Raw genomic sequence first — 18,082 nt, 5'->3', positions numbered from 1 at the left:
CCTAACTGCTACCGCTTAGGGTGGTGGTTATTATAAGCTATTTCTTTTTGCGGAACCCACCCTTTTGCTTGTGACGGCGCGGAGTGGGTTTTTTGTTGTCCTTATCCAGAAGTTGCTTCCGCAAAAAATACGCTGACACTTCGCGCACAGTCGCTTTCAGAAACCCTTTTACAAGATCAATCAAAAACTCCATATTATCACCTCCTTTCCTTCCGAATAGAAAGAAGGGATAACCATCCACCCTCACAATATGCAGTTACATATATTTTATCAAATGATTGTAAAGATATTATGTAAACAAAACAAATGAAATTTTACATAGAAAAAAGCCCTTCTAAACCGGGCTTTTCTATCACCATTATTTAGCGATTTTCTTCAAATTCGAACTTTCTATAAGTGAAAGCATATCTATCTTTTATTAAGATGGACCATAACCAATAAGATGAGCAATTATAACTGCTATTAAACCGATTGAGTATTCAATTAGAATTAAAGGAAGAATCCACCTTGCCCACCTTGTCCATGAAATTCCTGCAATTGCTAATCCAGCCATTAGCGTACCACCTGTCGGAAAAATAATATTTCCAATACCATCCGCGAATGAAAAGGATAATACGGCTGTTTGGCGTGTAATGTCCAATAAATCTGCAAGTGGTGCCATGATAGGCATTGTCAACATCGCATGGCCACTACCTGATGCTAAAATAAAATGAATCGCTACTTGGAAGTTGTACATTCCAACAACACTTAAAAAAGGAGATACATGTTTCATTTCTTCCGATACTTGATACAGTAGTGGGTCTATAATATGCCCTTGATTCAATACAACTAAAATAGCGCGTGATACACCAATGATTAAAGCTCCCCCGATTAAAGATGCCGAGCCTTGTGTAAAAGATTCTACAGTATCATCAAGAGATATCTTGCCGAGGATTGCAATGATTATAGTTAAAATAATAAATAAGGCTGCAATTTCTTTTATATACCACTCGTACTTAATAACACCAAATACAAGAATAATATAATTGATTAAAAAGGCCGTTAATATCCATTTATGTCTTTTTGTTAACTCTACTTTCGCTGTTAGTAAGCTGTCTTGCTTATTTGTATCGAATTTTCCGTAAATTCCGCTTGCAGGATCCCTCTTTACTTTCATAGCATGACGATAGACGAATGTAACAGCAATTACATATATGACTACGAATAAAACGAGGCGGAACCCCATCCCCGAATACATAGGAAGACCCGCTATCCCTTGCGCAAGCCCAACTGTAAACGGATTCATAATTGCCGTTGTAAATCCGACGGACGCTCCTACTAGTACCATCGCAGTTCCTGTTATCGTATCAAATCCAACCGCAAGAGCTAGCGGAATAAATAGAGGTACATACACTAAAGCTTCCTCAGCCATTCCCATTAATGACCCGCCAAGTGCAAAGAACAGCATGATAATAGGGATCATTAACTTTTCACGGTTAGCAAGTTTTTTTGCCATCGTTGAAACAAGAGCCTCAACTGTGCCGGATGCCTTTAATACACCAAAAAACCCTCCGATAATAAGAATAAAAAAGATAATATTAGCAGCTTCTACCATCCCTGTAGGAATAGATTTTACCGTATCAAAAAATCCAAGTGGCGTTGATTCAATCCATTTAAATGAATTGGGATCTACTGTTGTATACCCATTTTTTTCAATCTGTTCATATTTTCCGGCCGGCAATATATGTGTAATAACAGCCGCAATAACTAACAAGACAAGTAGCATTGCAAATACGTTTATTTTCCATTCTTTTTTTTCCTTTTTTTCTTCTGGCTCGAATGAAACTGCCTTTTCTGATACTTGACTCATATACCAATCCCCTTTGCAATAAAGTGAAACTTTAATCATTAGGGGTGTTCTTCCCCCAATGATTATTACTTTTACGGGCAGCCAGCAGTCTGGTTTCCCCACTACCATGACGTACCAAGCTATCCACCAATTCTTTTATTTATAACACGCTATGATTTAACTACCTTTTTACTAATTTCATTTACAAATTGGTTAAATAAACGTTGCTGTAGAGCATCCTTTTCCGACATCATTTCTGGATGCCATTGAACCGCTGCTACATAACGATGAGCCTTCGATTCAATAGCCTCTATTACACCATCAAAGGACCATGCGCTCGCCTCAAAATCTTTCCCTAATGTTTTCACTGCTTGATGGTGAAAAGAATTAACCATTAAAGTTTTTTGGCCAATAGCCTCATAAATTTTCCCCTCTTCCAGAAGATCTACAGAATGAGAGCCTTGCCATTTACGGAACTGTTCTCGAACATGGAAATATTCTGGCCCCATCTCGTGCTCTAAGTCTTGATAAAGAGATCCACCAGCTGCAACATTTAACACCTGTAACCCTCGGCAAATTCCTAGAATAGGAATATCTTTTTCTAAAGCCTGCTTTGCCAGATTTAATTCAAAATTATCTCGTTCTTCCTCTACAGTACCTATATATGATTTTGGAATATCACCGTAATAAACTGGATTGATGTCCGCGCCACCAGCCAATAACAATCCATCTAATTGATTAAGTGTGGACTCAATTTGATCAACTTCCTCAATTGGAAGTAGAACAACCGTTGCACCTGCTCGTTGAAGTGAACGAATGTAGTCGTAAGAAAAGATAGCCATATCTTGACCTGGTAGCCCTCGTAAGCCCTCCTTCCCTATTTCACTATGATCAATATAATACCCCGTAACACCTATTAGTGGTTTCATTTTCTCTCACCTCATAATTTAAATGGTTTCGTTGTCTTTCTCTGCTGAAATTGTATACTCTTAACCTCCCTTTTCTAGCAAGTGGTAAAGAATTAAATATGTAAATTACTACTCTACTCATTTCATTATTTCTTTACACACCATTGATATAAGCAAATATCGTGCCAACATTGAAATTAAAGTGATTATTTACATATTTTTAAATATTTTGTCGTTTTATCGGTGTTTACTATGTTGAAATGTATTATAATTGGTTATTAATTGGTTAAATAATAACCAATTAATAACCAACTTCAGACCAATTACATTCAACTAAAGAGGTGTTCTATGAACAAATTTGAAACCAACCACATTGTATTGATCACCGTTTTAAAAGAAACACGAAAAGCCCTACATCAACAACTAACGGAGATGGTAGGTGACCTCATAGATATCGAAAGTTTTTCTGTAGAAGAAAGTATTCCAAAAGTATTTCATTCTACATTAATTGTATTACCTAATACATTTACGATAGAAACGGTGAAAGACTTTATTGGGGAAAACTGCGAAGTAATAATAGCAAAACGAACATTAAATTACGAAAACGTGGATCAGCTTTTATTTTTACCTGAAGGAACACAAGCCCTATATGTGAATGATAATCATGAAACAGTATACGAATCAATTGAAACGATGCGTCAATTAGGGCTGAACCACATTGAATATTTCCCATACTATCCTGGAAAAACGAATATACAAATGATTAAGCTCGCAATCACACCTGGCGAACTTGAAATTATCCCTGACTTTGTAGAAAAAGTAATTAATATTGGTCATAGATTAATAGATATTACTACAATCATGTCCATTCTAGATCGATTTCATTTAATGGAGGAATCAGGTAACCACGTTTCTGAGAGATACTATCGGAAAATAGTAGATTTAACAAAGAATCTAGCTAAAGCTCATCGACAACTTCATCAAGTTATTGATGGTGTTGGTGATGGCATACTAGCTATTGATTATGAAGGAAGAATTGTTGTCTTTAATGAATTTCTGGAAAGCATGCTGAATATAAAAAGTAAAAACGCTATTGGTCATCCGATTGATGCCATTATTGATAACATTGATTTAGTAAACTTCATCCTTTCAAATAAGCAACAAGAAAGCGGAATATTTGTTGTAAACGGCTTGGATGTAATAGTGGAACGCCTACATATAAATGATCAATCGATTATTGTTACTTTTAGAAATGCTCTTAAGACTATCGGATTTGAACGGAAATTAAGAAAAGAATTTATCAAAAAAGGTTATGTAGCAAAATACAACTTTCATAATATCGTTGGGATTAGCTCTACTATTCAAGACACGAAACAAATTGCCAAAAGATTAGCTAAGACTGATCTAACTGTATTAATTGAGGGTGAAAGTGGTACCGGAAAAGAGTTGTTTGCAAGTGCTATTCACAATGCTTCCAAGCGAAATAGCGGCCCTTTTCTTGCTGTTAACTTCAGTGCTTTATCGGATGATTTAGTCGAGAGTGAATTATTTGGTTATGAAGACGGAGCGTTTACCGGAGCCAAAAAGGGCGGGAAAATGGGATTATTTGAACAAGCAAATGGTGGCACTATTTTTTTAGATGAGATTGGAGATATTAGCCTGAAACTTCAAGCACGACTACTTCGAGTATTGCAGGAAAAAGAAATCATGCGTGTTGGCGGAAGCCAAATTATCCCGATAGACGTCCGGATTATTGCAGCAACCAATAAAGATTTACTGAAAATGATTCAAGAAAATGTGTTTAGAGAAGACTTATACCATAGGCTTAAAGTACTCTTTATACACCTTCCCGAATTAAGGGCTCGTCGAAATGACATTGAATTATTAGCTAAACATTTTGTTGCGCTATCGGACCCTAAAGTCAAAATTGAACAAGAACTAATTGAAGAACTTCAAGGATATCCATGGTACGGAAATGTAAGAGAACTTAAAAATACGATAGATTATATGCTGGCTGTCCGTACCGGAAACCAAATAACAAAAAATGATTTGCCTAATCAACATTATTTTCAAAAGCCTCCACATAAGAAAACAAATGGCGACCAAGCCGAGAGTATAACACCCTTTTCTTCAAGTTCAAACGCTCTTGATCAAGAATCACTTTTCATCCTTACCCTCATCATGAATTATGAAGAAAAAGGAAAAGCAATCGGAAGAAGAATTATTTCTGAAAAGAGCCAAGAAGTCGCAATAAATTTATCTGAAGCACAAGTGAGACACCGATTGAACTTCCTAAAAGTGAAAGGGTATTTGCAAATAAAAAGAGGTAGAGCAGGGATTAATTTAACAAGAACAGGGTTGGAGATTCTACGTAATCTTTGATTACTTATCATCGGTGTTATTGCCCATATACTCTCAAAATACGACATTACAACTCTAATGTGGTATGGATTATACTCATTATTAGCCCACCTCAAAATTCGACTCTACCTAACTTCTTTGTTCCAGCCGAATTTTGAGGTGGGCGTTTTACTGCCCATTACTGCCGGATAAAAAGGCTGGTTTATCACCGTCTGTATTCGGTTTATTTACACCTAAGTTTCTGCCAACGTGTAAATCAGGTGACTGTGCCAACTTCACAACGAAAGCCGCAACACTTTTACGTGACACTTCCGTTCCTTTATACGGCTCACCTTTTTCTGTAATTTCATATTCCACTTCATCATAATCCGTTAACCACGCTGGTCGTAATACGGTGTATGCAAGATTTGAAGCCTCGATTACATCAACAGCTTTTCGGTACGGTCCTAAATATTGACCAATCGTACGGTTATTCCATTTCCCAAACTCTCCTGGCACTTCATCATAAATGCCGAGCGAGCTAATAAAAATAAGACGTTTTACTTCCATCTCTTCCATCACATTCACAACCGTTTTTGCCTGCTCTTCTAAATCATCACCAGCTAAATTAGCATACACTACATCTTGATTTACCATCGCCTCTTGTAACGTTGCACGATTTAAAACGTCACCTTCCACAATACGTACACGATCAGAAGCGTATTGCTGTACTCGATATGCATTTCGTAAATATAATGTTAACTTTACGTGCGTTTCATTTAAGAATATATCAATCGCATAACGCGCAATTTGTCCGTTTGCCCCAACAATTAATACGTTCGTCATAGTCATAACTCCCTTTCCTATTTTTTATAAGGCAGTAGAAAATGTTTCTACTGCCTCGTGAGAATCAAATTATAAATGTTTTCCAAGGAACTCCGTTGCCTTCACTACAGCTTGATCGACATACTCAGGAATATCGTACAGATCAAAGTGAGATCCACCTTCCAAAACAACTAATTCTTTCGGTTCGTTCGCTAATTCATATGCTTCTTTACTTTGCCAAAGTGTTCCTGCTTTACTTCCTGCAACTAATAGAAGTGGTTGTGTTAATAAAGAGCTCATTTTTTCATCGATTGCCGTAAACGCTAAAATTTTATCAAAGCTTGAAAACAGCAGTTTATTTACTGAATTCGGATGCTGCGCTCTAGCTGTTCTGTAATATTCATATCCTTCAGCTGTTTCTGAATCTGTATTTTCATCAATTTCATGTGGTACGTAAGAAAGATACATCGGATCCGCACCATTTGCTTCAGCAGTACGTTGTTTTGCAACTGCATCAAGCGTCTCAATTGCATTCGATATTGGAGCATCACCATTCCAGCCTTCGCGGAACGTTCTTCCCATATCTGCTGCGCTAATTCCTACAACCGCTTTAATACGACGTTCCGTTTGCGCTGTACGTATCGCATAACCACCACCAGCGCAAATACCAACTACACCAATTCGCTTTGAATCAACGAAAGGAAGTGTCGTTACGTAATCTACCGCCGCGCGCACATCTTCTACTCTAGATGTTGGATCATCAAGATAGCGAGGTAGCCCTTCACTTTCCCCTTGATAAGCCGCATCAAATGCTAACGCGACATACCCTTCATCCGCTAACTTTTGAGCATAAAGGCCCGCTGTTTGTTCTTTCACTCCACCACCCGGATGTAAAACGATAAGAACTGGGTATTTCTTGTTATCATCCATTTCGTTTGGTACATGAAGATTACCAGCCATGTTCAAATTATATTTTTTAAACGTTACTTGCTTTTTCATATTAACCTCTCCATTTCATATTCGTTTTTATTAATACATTTTCATAATTAATCTTCGATGTTAAACCATGGTCCTGAAGCCTGAATAACATTCCACAGCTTTTCTGGAAGCTCCAGTTCACTTACTGTTGATTTCTTAATTGATACTTGAATTTCATCTTCTTTTCCGTCCTGCACTTTCTCTACCCAGTCTGGATTCATAATTAACCCGTGGCCGATTGCCGCAAGTGTGATTCCTTTTTCTAGCGCTAACGAAACATCATCTGGCGTTAGCATAGAACCAGCGGCCATTAACGGAATTCTGCCGTTTACATGCTCGGCGATTAACTCAAGGTACGTTTTCTCGTTCTGACTATCCACTGGTTTTGCAGTAAGAGCACTCGCTAATGAAGCGTGAACATAGTCAACGTCCGCTTCAATCAGATGATTGATTAACTCATACGTATCTTTCATTCTTAAAGCACCTTCTTGCGGTTCGTCAGGTGAAAATCTGTATCCTAACGCGAACGGCTTCTTCGCGTGCTTTTTAATAACAGCTTGAATTTCACGAACGACTGCTAGCGGGAAACGTAAGCGATTTTCTAAAGAACCGCCCCACTCATCTTCACGTCTATTAAAGAATGGTGAGAAGAAGTTTTGTAGTAAAAATCCGTGCGCACCATGAATTTCAACGCCGTCAAAACCAGCTTCAATTGCTCTTCGCGTCGTTTCTCCAAAATCACGAATCACTTCTAAAATTTCATCGTGCGAAAGTTCTCTCGGTAATACAGATGGTGCAAACGGAGAAGCTTCTGTTTCTAAAGCACTTGCACTCACTACATCTCCGCCCGGCGTGAAATCAGGTAACGCTTTGTTACCAGCATGGAAAATTTGAAGGATAGCTGGAGCTCCGCCGCTCTTAGCCGCATCCGCTAACTTACGTAAACTTTGGATGAACGCATCGTCATAACCTGCAAACTCATTTGTAAAACCGATCCCGTTCGCCTGTACGTGTGTACATCCCGTAATCACAAGCCCGACTCCGTTCACTCTCTTTTTGTAATACGTTACTTCTTCATCTGAAATCGTATAATCATCATTACCTGCCCAAGTTGTCATCGGCGCCATCACGACTTTATTTTTCAGAGTAACGCCAGATTTAAATGTAAATGCTTCAAATAAGTTGTTATATTTCGGATTCATAATTAACCTCTTTCTCGTTGTTTTTCATATATAAAATTGTCATTATTTTGTTATTTGTTCTTTTGAAGAAAGTTACTTAGAGCACGAAATGTGACTGCATCCCCCTCTTTCATTAAGAAATGATACTCGGAAGAATTAATGCACGTTGATGTATTATCTCTCCCGTGTGTATAATATAAAATGAAAAAGAGATGTTTTCAAACGTCAATTTTAGTGAATTCACGCATTAATACACACATCCATAAAAATTGTGTATTAACTATAAAGAAAGTTTGGTGACACAATGGAAAAAGTCGATCGAAGGATTATTAAATCAAAAGAAGCAATCAAAAATGCTTTTATTGAACTCATGGCCGAAAAAGGATTTGATAAAATTACAGTAAAGGACATTTGCACCACGGCGGACGTCGGAAATAGAACATTCTACCTTCATTATCTAGATAAATATGATTTACTCGACAAACTCGTTGTAGAACGTATCGAAGCGCTAAAAACACTGTGCGCTCCCCTCCATGATTTAAGCTTTAGAGAAGCTTGCATCGCTTGGTTCGAAAACATGGAACAGCACTACTTCTTCTTCTCAACGATGCTAGCAGGAAAAGGAGCTTCCGCTTTCCGCAAACACTTCTTCGATTACATCATCGAACAAATAAAAGATGACATAGATATTAAAGAAGGTGTAAACAAAGGATTTAGTGAAGACATGATCATTACCTTCTTCGGATACGCTATTGTAGGAGTTGTGGAAACATACTTTATGAAAGGACTTCCTGATCCGCCGGAAGTTGTCGCGGAGCAACTTGGGTTGTTGCTGGATAGGAACTTTTAAATGAAAAGAGGCTGTTTTATAAACCGATTGAACCGGATTATAAAACAGCCTCTTTCTTATTGGGTAAAGTTCAACTAATCGGACATTTACGGGCAGCCCGACTCCCACCTAACTTCTTTGTTAAAACCGAATTTTGAGGTGGGAGTTTTACAGCCCGTTATAATGCGGGGAAAAACGTCGATAAATTTAAGTTACAAATATTCAGAATTAATATTAAAATGAAGAATGGGGATAGGGGTATGGGATTATAAAGTGGAACTTTCATCAGTGGGGGTTTTGTTCATCCCCCACTGATTATTAGTTGAACCAATCGGGCATTTACGGGCAGTTGATCTCTCACCTAACTTCTTTGCTCCAGCCGAATTTTGAGGTGGGAGTCTTACTGCACGTTAATGCGGGGTAAAATTTATACATAACGAGGGAATAGAAATGAAACTACAATTAAAAGCGGATTTAGGACTACTACTAGTTACATTCTTTTGGGGTGCATCCATCTTACTTACAAAGGTTGGACTTGAAGGCATAGAAGAATACAACTTAATCGCATTACGATTTATCATTGCCTTTCTTTTATCAGGTTTAATATTTTACAAACATTTATTCAAAGTCGATTTTAAAACTGTAAAATATGCATTTATACTCGCTTCTGTCTTATTTATCGTTTACATTTTCGCGACTTTCGGCACAAAGTACACGAGTGTTTCTAACGCTGGTTTCTTACTATGTCTCACAGTCATCTTCATTCCGATCTTATCAGCTATATTTTTAAAACACATTCCGGAAAAGAAAGTTATAGTAGGAATCATTTTAACGATAATAGGAATCGGCTTATTAACATTAACTAGCGAATTCAAGATCGGTAACGGCGATATATTTTGCATACTGTCTGCCTTATTTTATGCCATTCACGTCATCATTACTGGAAGCGTAACGAAACATGTGAACTCCATTGCACTTGGAGTCATACAACTCGGTTTCGTCGGCCTATTTAGTCTTATTTTTTCATTCATTATCGAAACGCCAAAACTGCCTAGCACAACCAACTCATGGCTAATCATCCTAGCCTTAAGCATATTCTGCACCGCAGTCGCATTCATCGTGCAAGTAATCGCCCAGCAATACACGACGCCTACACATACAGGGCTTATTTTCTCATTAGAACCTGTCTTTTCCGCAGGCTTCGCTTTCGTTTTCACAGGTGAAACGCTCACAGGAAAAGGATACTTAGGCGCGACACTTATATTAGTCAGTGTGTTGATTGCTGAGGTGGATTTTAAGGGATTGTTGAGGCTTAATTATAAGAGGAATATAGAGTAAACATTTCACTATAATCAATAAACATACCCCAGAAAAATATGAGTTTATATTATTTTCACCCTCTTACCTTAATTTTTTTAGATGCTATCTTCGAATAAGATAGCATCTAAAACATGTTACAAAGAATTATTATATTTATGTAGCCTGCATAGTTAACCTTTTCTACATTATTTACTGCACATAGTCATACAGATTTTTCGCTAACAATAAACAAGTTACTGTAATGAAAAGAGCACGAACATACCCGCTTCCTTTTTTTATAGCGAATTTGGAGCCAACGACTCCTCCAGCAATTTGAGCAATCCCCATTATAAAACCATACGCATAGTTTACTTGCCCCACATACATAAATATCAACAATGCACCAACATTACTTCCTAAATTAAGAAACTTCGCATTACCTGCTGCTTTTAAAAAATCATACCCAATAAATAAAAGAGCAAACATTAAAAACGAACCTGTACCAGGCCCTAGAAATCCATCATAAAAACCAATTGTAAAAATAAAAAAGGTAAAAATAATGACGTGTCGACCAGATAATTTCTTATGAGTAGAAATACTACCCCAATCCTTTTTAAATATTGTATAAATAGCGACTGCACCAAGCATTATCAGCATCAATGGCTTCAGTACTTCTGGGTTCATTAAATGAACGGTCCATGCACCTACTATAGAACCTATGAAAGTGATTGGAAATAATTTTAAAGCCGATTTCAAATCAAGATTACCAGAACGATAAAACACAATATTACTAGTTGCACTCCCCATTGTTGATGCTAATTTATTCGTGGCTACTGCACTTGCTGGATTCAGCCCTGTAAATAATAAAGCTGGTAAGGCAATGAGTCCACCACCACCTACAACTGAATCAATAAATGCGGCAACAAATCCAAAAACAATCAAAATCATTAATACAGATGGGTCTAAATAAAAATCCATATTAGTAGCCTCCCCCTTTAGTCACTATTGTAATAGTAACTATCAATTTGCTAAATGTAAAGAGTTATTGTAACGTTGAAATATAAAAGCAAACATCGGAGGATGAAAAAGTGGACTACATAGTGCAACAGCTTAAAAAAATGGGTTTTAATGAATATGAAGCTAAATCTTATGTATCTCTTGTTAAACAGGGGGCTGTCACAGCCTATCAAGTGAGTAAGGATTCAGGTGTCCCAAGAGCGCGAATTTATGAGATTTTAGGTAACCTTGTAGAAAAAGGAATTGTCATGAAGGAAGAAATAAATGACACCACTCGCTATTCACCTCTACCTGTTGAAATCTTTTTACAGAAGGCTCAATCAGAATGGCAGTCTACTTATGAAGGAATTAGTGATTCATTAAAGAAACTAGAAACTTCCGAAGAAAAAACGGATAATCGAGTAATTACTTTAAAAGACAATCAAACAATCATTAGCTACTGTCAGACATTAATAAAAAAAGCAGAACAACGTATTGTCATTTCGATGTGGGATGAGATGTATGAAGCGTTAAAAGAGGAACTATCTGAGGTAGCTGATAAAGTTTCAGTACAAGGTATTACCTTACATGTTGAAAATCCAATTAAAAATCTAGAAGCTCATCGGATCACACCCTATACAGAAACTCTGTCTACAGAACATTGGTTTATTTTATCGATAGATTCTAAAGAGATGATTTATGGACCATCAATTGAAGAGCGTAATATTGCTTTTTATACAGATGACCCCGTTCATATATACTTATTAGAGGATTATGTATGGCATGATGTTTTAGTAAATCGACTTGTCCGACGTAGCCAAGATGATTTGCAGCAATGGATTACTGCAGAGAGAAAATCCTTCTTTATGGGGAAATAAGAAATATATTAAAAGAATCAAAGAATAAAGCATAAGTTAATGAAATGAAAAACTTATGCTTTATTTGCAAAGTCATACTCAAGTCTTTCAACTATTTCCCCTCCACAAACCGTCCAAACTCCTTCAAAAACCGCAGCTTAAAACTCCCCACAGGCCCATTCCGATGCTTTGCCACATGAATCTCCGTCATCTCTTTCTGCACCGTTTCCTTATCATAATAATCTTCGCGATACATAAGCATAATGACATCCGCATCTTGCTCAATTTGTCCCGTCTCTCTTAGATCAGATAAAAGAGGACGCTTATCTTGACGTGCTTCTACCGAACGAGACAATTGTGATAACGCTACTACACAAACATTTAATTCACGTGCTAATTGCTTAAGTTTACGAGAAATTTCACCAATCTCTTGAAATCGATTGCCCTTATGCTTCGGATCGCCCGTAATAAGCTGCAAGTAATCTACAATGACTAAAACCATCTTATCACCGTGCTTCCTCTTTAACTTACGCGTTTGCATCCAAATATCTTGCACCGTAACGCCTGCGTTATCGTAAATCTCAAATGGTAATTCCCCAATCTCCGCAAACGCCTTACTCACCTTTTCCCAGTCCTCTATCGCAAAACGATGCTTCGGATTTTTCAGCCTACCTCCTGACACTTCACCTACGCAAGACGCCATCCTTTTTAACAATTGCTTACTACTCATTTCTAACGAAAACAATCCAACCGCCGCTCCAGACTTCGCCGCATGCAGTCCAACATTTAGCGCAAACGCAGTCTTCCCCATAGAGGGACGCGCACCAAGAACGACAAAATCACCTTCCTGCAATCCGCACGTCATTTTATTTAGCGATGTATAACCAGTCTCAATACCAGTAATCTCTTTCGCATCTTGATGAAGCTCTTCATATAAATCAACTAGCGCATCCTTCAAATCAAACTCACATACACAGTCCTTTTCCTCTAACTCACAAAGTGCCGTAATCGTCTCACCAATAATTTTCTCACTCTTCTCCGCAATAAGACGCTCTCCCATCCTGTGCCCGAGAACACCCGCCTGATACATTTTCCAGGCACCTCGAACAAGCCCCTCATAATAAGAGAAGTTGGCAGTTGTCGGCACACCATCCATTAATCCTATAAAATACTCCATTCCCCCGATCCCCTCTAAAAACTTCGGATCTACCCTAGAAATGAACGTCACAAGATCAATCGGTTGCCCCTCTTCTTCCATTTTTCGCATTAACTGAAATATAGACTTGTGCACTGGCATCGAAAAATACTGCTCCGTCAAACGGCACTCCTTAATAAGCTCTCCATCAAGTAGTAGAGAACCTAACACCGTCTTTTCCGCCTCCACATTTTGAATACTCATGGCCGCCACCCGCGTTCCGCTAAAAAGCGCTGCAACTCTTCCTCAGACGGGGCATTCTTCTCCCACTCCTCACACCTCGCCAAAAACTCCTCCGTCTCCCCCGTACTAACAGACGAATCCTTCTTCCTAAAGCTCGCCGTATCCGCCTCAACCTCACACACTTTCGTAAATCCCTTCCCGTGCCACCCTCTCAAAATCCCCTTCACATAAGCAACCGTCCGCTTATTATTCTCAAACGCAATTTGAAGAGCCTTCAGCACAAGCTCCTCTGACAAATCTTCCATCCACGCACTCAGTTCCTCTACAGTATGAGGAGACAAACTACCGAAATGCTGCTCATAAAAAGAAAACACGCGACTCCCCGTTTCTTCCTCTATAACCTCTTCTTCCTCTGTCTCCTCACAAACTGGCTCAACATCATCCACAGCCAAATCACTCGGCATACCGAAATGTGCTAAAAGCATCGGAACATTCAGCTCCTCCTCTACACACTTCTGAAGAAACATATGTACAAACTCCTTATTCTTCACACCCTTAAGCTCACGAAGCACACACTTCTCCACATTCGTATTCGTCACCGGATTATAACGAAGCCAATTCAAAACGAATAACTCTCTCGTATCCGCATCATAAAGAATCTTCCCATAATCAATGAAGCGCTGCACAAGCTTATCAACAGTCTCCCGATTATAACCAGTCTCCATCTCAGCTAATCGCTTCGGAAAAGGAAAAATCCCACACTGCGTCGTCTTCGAACAAGTCAACAAGTACACATAAAAATACCGCTCCTCCGGCGTCAAATCCAAAACAAAATCATCCTGCCAAAAATTCACCTGCACAGTACGATACACCGCCATCCCAATTCCTCCCGTCTCCGTTCAAAAATGAAAACCTCTTCATAATATATATGGAAGGATGGCAGGGTTTTTGGCGTATTATTTCAAAATTTTTTTCGACTCCTACTACGGTGTTTGTTGTTGTTTTTGTTTTGTTATGTTTTTTCTTAGTGATTTATTACTTGGTAGGGGCTTGGTAGGGGCTTAGGAGGGGCTAGTTATCGGTTACTTCGATTAAAAACACTCGATCTGAAAAGCCGCCTCGTTCTTCTGCTTTCTTTTTACGGATGTTGTTGATTTCTTCTAGTGTTGTGCCTTCGTGTTCAGCTAGGGCGTTTATTAGTTCTAGTAGGTCGGATAGTTCTTCGAGTTTATCGGGTTTTGTTTTGGCTTCGATGTATTCTTTTAGTTCTTCTTGTGTTTTCTTGCAGAGTTCTTTTATGTATTCGTCTTCGGATAGGATTCTTGTTGTCGGTGTTTTTCCGTTGGATTTTATTATTTGTAGGATTTTGTTTCGGATTAGTTTGTTGTAGGTTGGCATAGAATTTCCCTCCGTTGGTTTTTCTTCTATTATAATGGAAAAGCAGTTTAACTAGGTGTTAAACTGCTGGATTGCTTCTTTTATATAGTTTTCTTCTTCGGTTGTGAAGAGGGTTGGGAATTCAGATAGTGGGAGGTTTGATTTTTGGATTATACTCTCTATATCACTTGGAGGGGTATCAAGATAATTCGTTACTTCTTCTATTACATTGAAAAATTCCTTCAAGGTAACTTGAACGTCTTGATGACTCGGATCCTTCTCTTCTTCCTTATACTTTTTCAACTTCCCTATCACATCCATAAAACGCCGATCAAACTTTTCTTTTAGTTCCTTATTATTATAAAAATCTTGAACACTCTCTTTTGAAAAATGTTCCTCTAATCATTCCTTATTTTCTTTCTCCCATATGAAAGTTTGAAGAAAAGAAGAAAACAAAGCAACATCCACTCGTTCTTCCTTTTGAAACTTCTTCGTCATTTCATCCATATGCGAAAGCACCTTCGCAATTCTTTCTTGCTTTGCCAAAAGCATCTCTCTTTGAAAATGCATTTGTCTTAAAAATTCTTCCGTCTCTATATCACGCTGCAAAATAATATTTTGAATTTCTCCAAGTGAAAAACCAAGATGCTTAAACGATTGAATTTGTTGCAGCACATACAAATCATCTTTCGTATATAACCGATGCCCGCCCTCAGTATAATCGCTCGGCTTTAATAAATTAATCTTGTCATAATAACGAAGCGTCCGCACCGTAACATCCCCAACACTTGCAAACTCACTAATCATCCACGCCATACCATCACCTACTCTGATAACTTCTCTTGCACATACTGAAGCATATGAGAAAAACTCATCTCATTCTGCCTACAATATTGAAACAAACCTACAACAAGCAGTAAAAAAGGAACATTCCCTCTATAACGATGTTCATACTCACTAATACCATCATAAAAGTACTCATACTTTCTTTTTCGTAAAACGATATAAATCGCAATAAACATCACTGCAATCATAATAAAAATTCGCTTTCCCCTTATCCCCACTTCTTTTTTCATCACCTATTCTCCTTCCACAGCGTACTTATCCTCTTTAAATAACGGAATTCGAATGAAATAACGATATGGCTCATCTCGTATTACTTTCCACGCAACAATGATTACTTGAACGACCTCAAATGCAAACACACTCCAAAATAAAACATCACTAATACGCGAACTAATGTTAAATAGAAGAAAGATTAACAAATGAAAGTTGAACGCCTTTCGGCAATGGTATTTGTACACCTCATTTTTACGTGCCAGTGTGATGTACATGAGTAGTGGTGAAAAGATTCCTATTGCGGCTGAGAGTAGTAACATGATGGTGGTGTTTCTTTTTTCTTTCGTGGTGGTTTTCATGAGTGGTTTGGCCCCCTTTTTGATTTGTCTCCTTTAGGTTAGGGGGTGACGTTGGGGGAGTTGCAAGGGGAATATCTAACTAAAAGATTGTAAATAATATAATTATTTTTATCTATATTGATTATATCGTTTGTTTCTCTCATATAATTAAGGTTTTTGAACAATCACAAAAAACTAGGGGATGTTCAGTGTAGAACTATACTTGCTCTCACCTCTCCCCTAGCTATTAAAGATATAGCAGTATTATCAATCACAGCACACTATATTTAAATTAGATTTAATCTCCAATAATAAGAAAACTATTTCGGCCACCTATTTGCTATACCTGCAATCAATTAAACAAACTATATAAAAACTAGTTACCATTTAAAACTTTATGTATTTTATACCAATGGCGTTTTATTTGGTTCTTTATAAGGCTCTTAATTGGTAAATCTTTCATTTTTTCATGTGCTTTATTTGCATAAGAAATAAAATTCCCATGTTTTTTATATTTAAATCCTAAATGTGTATATATTTTATATAATTTTCCTCTCTCATATTTTTTACCGGTTTTCAAAGTGATATTTTTACAAACCTTTGCTTTTCTATAGGCACGAGTATAGTATTTAAATAAACTTTTCTCTCGCACCTTTACCGTTAATCCATCCGTAACAAACCCTAAATAATCTAGTTGACTCGCTTCTCCATTTTCTCCTTTTATTATACCATTTTGATATAATCTAACTTCAGTTTTATCTTTTTGAATAACCAATCCATCATCCCTATATTCCCCAATTATATCTGTCACTTCAGTTTTAAAAAGCTTTACCCTCTCTAAGGTAACACCATTTTCAGGAATGACAAGAATTAAATCGTCACAATATCTTCTATATAAAGCATTGTGAGATTCCGCCCACTCTTTTAATTCTTGATCAAAATCTATTAAATGTATATTGGAACAAACCGCGCTCATTCCCGATCCTTGCGGAATTCCAAAAGGTTTTTTATTTTTTAATATTTTTTTTGTTTTTTTAAACTCCCTATATTCTCTTGGATTCATAACTCTTGATAAAGATTTATCTTTCAATTTTTGCCCAAGTAAATCTTTTCCGAATTTCTGTATTAAAAATTCATCTATATCAACCTTATTAACATAACTAAACTGGGTTATACTTTTATAAATTTTATAAATATCTTTAGGAAGTTCTTCACAGTCTAATATAGCTTTAATTTTTCGTTTAAGCGCTTTATGGTTAATATTATCAAAAAAACTTGTGAAATCTAAAGAAATTATAATCGCCTCTTTATGTTTAAAAAGAAATTCAAATACTTCATGTGCAAAATCTATATTATTAATACCCTTTTTATTATTTCTATACGCCAACACATTACAATCAATATGCTTTTCAATTGCATATTGATTGTAAAATCTATTCAACATTTCCCCATAATACTTATATATATAACTATCAATATGAGAAGAATAATAAATATCTCTAATTTTAACCTTTTTCTCTTTTAAATCTTTAGGCAATCCTGTCTTCTTTAAAGCATTTCGGTTTGGTAAATCCTTTAATGTATATTTATTGAACTTTATCTGAAAATGTATAAACGGGAAAAAAGCATGCCGCTCAATCCATACAGGGTCCTGTATAAACTTCTTCACATGCTCGATTTTTATTCTGTTATCAAAATGAATATAAGACTTCGACTCATATTTAGACCAATCAACATGTGTAGAGCTCGGGAAGTCTTGTAATTGTAGTCTATTACTCTGATTCAAACAGAAAACCTCCCTAGCATACACAAAATAGTGACTACGATTTTCATAAACAATTCAATTATAATAGAATTAAATTACTATTAATAATTGTGGAAGGAATGAT

Annotated in this window: 17 protein-coding genes and 1 pseudogene; 4 read left to right on the top strand and 14 right to left on the bottom strand. The window is 37.1% G+C overall.

Annotation, left to right across the window (positions count from 1 at the left end):
• Positions 1-37: 37 nt before the first annotated feature.
• The 3 genes from CER22_RS32980 to CER22_RS07655 form a co-directional block, all read right to left on the bottom strand.
• On the bottom strand, positions 38-193 hold the full coding sequence (locus CER22_RS32980) for a hypothetical protein (protein ID WP_088608492.1): 156 nt from the start codon (positions 191-193) through the stop codon (positions 38-40).
• Positions 194-418: 225 nt separating this feature from the next.
• Positions 419-1,849 (bottom strand): YfcC family protein, encoded by a 1,431-nt coding sequence (locus tag CER22_RS07660; protein WP_088062200.1) that lies wholly within the window; start codon positions 1,847-1,849, stop codon positions 419-421.
• 149 nt (positions 1,850-1,998) lie between these two features.
• Positions 1,999-2,757 (bottom strand): gamma-glutamyl-gamma-aminobutyrate hydrolase family protein, encoded by a 759-nt coding sequence (locus tag CER22_RS07655; RefSeq protein WP_088121442.1) that lies wholly within the window; start codon positions 2,755-2,757, stop codon positions 1,999-2,001.
• A gap of 327 nt (positions 2,758-3,084) precedes the next feature.
• On the opposite strand from CER22_RS07655, the gene CER22_RS07650 reads away from it, so the two are divergent.
• Positions 3,085-5,118 carry a sigma 54-interacting transcriptional regulator gene (locus CER22_RS07650; RefSeq protein ID WP_088608491.1) on the top strand — a complete coding sequence of 678 codons (2,034 nt, stop codon included), beginning with the start codon at positions 3,085-3,087 and terminating at the stop codon, positions 5,116-5,118.
• 147 nt (positions 5,119-5,265) lie between these two features.
• Here the strand turns inward: CER22_RS07650 and CER22_RS07645 are convergent, their stop codons facing one another.
• The 3 genes from CER22_RS07645 to CER22_RS07635 form a co-directional block, all read right to left on the bottom strand.
• Entirely contained in the window at positions 5,266-5,922 is a 657-nt protein-coding gene (locus CER22_RS07645) for an SDR family oxidoreductase (RefSeq protein WP_088608490.1), read from the bottom strand.
• Positions 5,923-5,991: 69 nt separating this feature from the next.
• A complete protein-coding gene (locus tag CER22_RS07640) occupies positions 5,992-6,900 on the bottom strand; it encodes an alpha/beta hydrolase (RefSeq protein ID WP_088608489.1) in 909 nt (302 codons plus the stop codon).
• Positions 6,901-6,947: 47 nt separating this feature from the next.
• Entirely contained in the window at positions 6,948-8,081 is a 1,134-nt protein-coding gene (locus CER22_RS07635; protein WP_088608488.1) for an NADH-dependent flavin oxidoreductase, read from the bottom strand.
• A gap of 283 nt (positions 8,082-8,364) precedes the next feature.
• On the opposite strand from CER22_RS07635, the gene CER22_RS07630 reads away from it, so the two are divergent.
• Together CER22_RS07630 and CER22_RS07620 are read left to right on the top strand one after the other, a co-directional pair.
• Positions 8,365-8,910, top strand: coding sequence for a TetR/AcrR family transcriptional regulator (locus CER22_RS07630; protein WP_073518933.1), 546 nt, complete (start codon positions 8,365-8,367; stop codon positions 8,908-8,910).
• 429 nt (positions 8,911-9,339) lie between these two features.
• Entirely contained in the window at positions 9,340-10,227 is an 888-nt protein-coding gene (locus CER22_RS07620; RefSeq protein ID WP_088062190.1) for a DMT family transporter, read from the top strand.
• 171 nt (positions 10,228-10,398) lie between these two features.
• Here CER22_RS07620 and CER22_RS07615 read toward each other — a convergent pair whose 3' ends face one another.
• The gene (locus tag CER22_RS07615) at positions 10,399-11,166 is read right to left on the bottom strand and encodes a TSUP family transporter (RefSeq protein ID WP_088062188.1); all 768 of its coding nucleotides are present in this window, start codon (positions 11,164-11,166) and stop codon (positions 10,399-10,401) included.
• Positions 11,167-11,276: 110 nt separating this feature from the next.
• Between CER22_RS07615 and CER22_RS07610 the strand changes: the two genes are divergently transcribed.
• Positions 11,277-12,062, top strand: a complete 786-nt coding sequence (locus CER22_RS07610) for a TrmB family transcriptional regulator (protein ID WP_088608487.1) — start codon at positions 11,277-11,279, stop codon at positions 12,060-12,062.
• Between the two features lie 91 nt (positions 12,063-12,153).
• Here CER22_RS07610 and dnaB read toward each other — a convergent pair whose 3' ends face one another.
• From dnaB to CER22_RS07575, 7 genes and pseudogenes are all read right to left on the bottom strand, one after another.
• On the bottom strand, positions 12,154-13,440 hold the full coding sequence (gene dnaB / locus CER22_RS07605; RefSeq protein ID WP_142293442.1) for a replicative DNA helicase: 1,287 nt from the start codon (positions 13,438-13,440) through the stop codon (positions 12,154-12,156).
• On the bottom strand, positions 13,437-14,297 hold the full coding sequence (locus CER22_RS07600) for a DnaD domain-containing protein (RefSeq protein WP_000312181.1): 861 nt from the start codon (positions 14,295-14,297) through the stop codon (positions 13,437-13,439). The genes dnaB and CER22_RS07600 overlap by 4 nt, the downstream gene beginning before the upstream one ends.
• 193 nt (positions 14,298-14,490) lie before the next feature.
• Positions 14,491-14,817 carry a nucleoside triphosphate pyrophosphohydrolase gene (locus CER22_RS07595; protein WP_088608485.1) on the bottom strand — a complete coding sequence of 109 codons (327 nt, stop codon included), beginning with the start codon at positions 14,815-14,817 and terminating at the stop codon, positions 14,491-14,493.
• A gap of 51 nt (positions 14,818-14,868) precedes the next feature.
• Positions 14,869-15,612, bottom strand: a pseudogene (locus tag CER22_RS07590) (MerR family transcriptional regulator).
• Between the two features lie 8 nt (positions 15,613-15,620).
• Positions 15,621-15,872 carry a hypothetical protein gene (locus tag CER22_RS07585; protein WP_142293441.1) on the bottom strand — a complete coding sequence of 84 codons (252 nt, stop codon included), beginning with the start codon at positions 15,870-15,872 and terminating at the stop codon, positions 15,621-15,623.
• Between the two features lie 3 nt (positions 15,873-15,875).
• A complete protein-coding gene (locus CER22_RS07580) occupies positions 15,876-16,214 on the bottom strand; it encodes a DUF4870 domain-containing protein (protein ID WP_088608483.1) in 339 nt (112 codons plus the stop codon).
• A 355-nt stretch (positions 16,215-16,569) separates the two neighbouring features.
• Complete coding sequence (locus CER22_RS07575; RefSeq protein WP_256943714.1) at positions 16,570-17,979, bottom strand: reverse transcriptase domain-containing protein; 1,410 nt, start codon at positions 17,977-17,979, stop codon at positions 16,570-16,572.
• Between the last annotated feature and the right edge of the window lie 103 nt (positions 17,980-18,082).

This window comes from Bacillus sp. K2I17 (assembly GCF_002209985.1).
GTDB lineage: Bacteria > Bacillota > Bacilli > Bacillales > Bacillaceae_G > Bacillus_A > Bacillus_A wiedmannii.
The sequence above is the reverse complement of the archived record's forward strand: the minus strand, read 5'-3'. Positions and strand labels throughout refer to the sequence as shown.

Excerpts from the sequence above, each read along its gene's own strand:
- CER22_RS07595 (WP_088608485.1), bottom strand. The coding sequence starts at position 14,817 with ATGCCAACCTACAACAAACTAATCCGAAACAAAATCCTACAAATAATA.
- CER22_RS07650 (WP_088608491.1), top strand. The coding sequence starts at position 3,085 with ATGAACAAATTTGAAACCAACCACATTGTATTGATCACCGTTTTAAAA.
- CER22_RS07580 (WP_088608483.1), bottom strand. The coding sequence starts at position 16,214 with ATGAAAACCACCACGAAAGAAAAAAGAAACACCACCATCATGTTACTA.
- CER22_RS07640 (WP_088608489.1), bottom strand. The coding sequence starts at position 6,900 with ATGAAAAAGCAAGTAACGTTTAAAAAATATAATTTGAACATGGCTGGT.
- CER22_RS07600 (WP_000312181.1), bottom strand. The coding sequence starts at position 14,297 with ATGGCGGTGTATCGTACTGTGCAGGTGAATTTTTGGCAGGATGATTTT.
- CER22_RS07660 (WP_088062200.1), bottom strand. The coding sequence starts at position 1,849 with ATGAGTCAAGTATCAGAAAAGGCAGTTTCATTCGAGCCAGAAGAAAAA.
- CER22_RS32980 (WP_088608492.1), bottom strand. The coding sequence starts at position 193 with ATGGAGTTTTTGATTGATCTTGTAAAAGGGTTTCTGAAAGCGACTGTG.
- CER22_RS07585 (WP_142293441.1), bottom strand. The coding sequence starts at position 15,872 with ATGAAAAAAGAAGTGGGGATAAGGGGAAAGCGAATTTTTATTATGATT.
- dnaB (WP_142293442.1), bottom strand. The coding sequence starts at position 13,440 with ATGAGTATTCAAAATGTGGAGGCGGAAAAGACGGTGTTAGGTTCTCTA.
- CER22_RS07620 (WP_088062190.1), top strand. The coding sequence starts at position 9,340 with ATGAAACTACAATTAAAAGCGGATTTAGGACTACTACTAGTTACATTC.
- CER22_RS07630 (WP_073518933.1), top strand. The coding sequence starts at position 8,365 with ATGGAAAAAGTCGATCGAAGGATTATTAAATCAAAAGAAGCAATCAAA.
- CER22_RS07635 (WP_088608488.1), bottom strand. The coding sequence starts at position 8,081 with ATGAATCCGAAATATAACAACTTATTTGAAGCATTTACATTTAAATCT.
- CER22_RS07655 (WP_088121442.1), bottom strand. The coding sequence starts at position 2,757 with ATGAAACCACTAATAGGTGTTACGGGGTATTATATTGATCATAGTGAA.
- CER22_RS07645 (WP_088608490.1), bottom strand. The coding sequence starts at position 5,922 with ATGACGAACGTATTAATTGTTGGGGCAAACGGACAAATTGCGCGTTAT.
- CER22_RS07615 (WP_088062188.1), bottom strand. The coding sequence starts at position 11,166 with ATGGATTTTTATTTAGACCCATCTGTATTAATGATTTTGATTGTTTTT.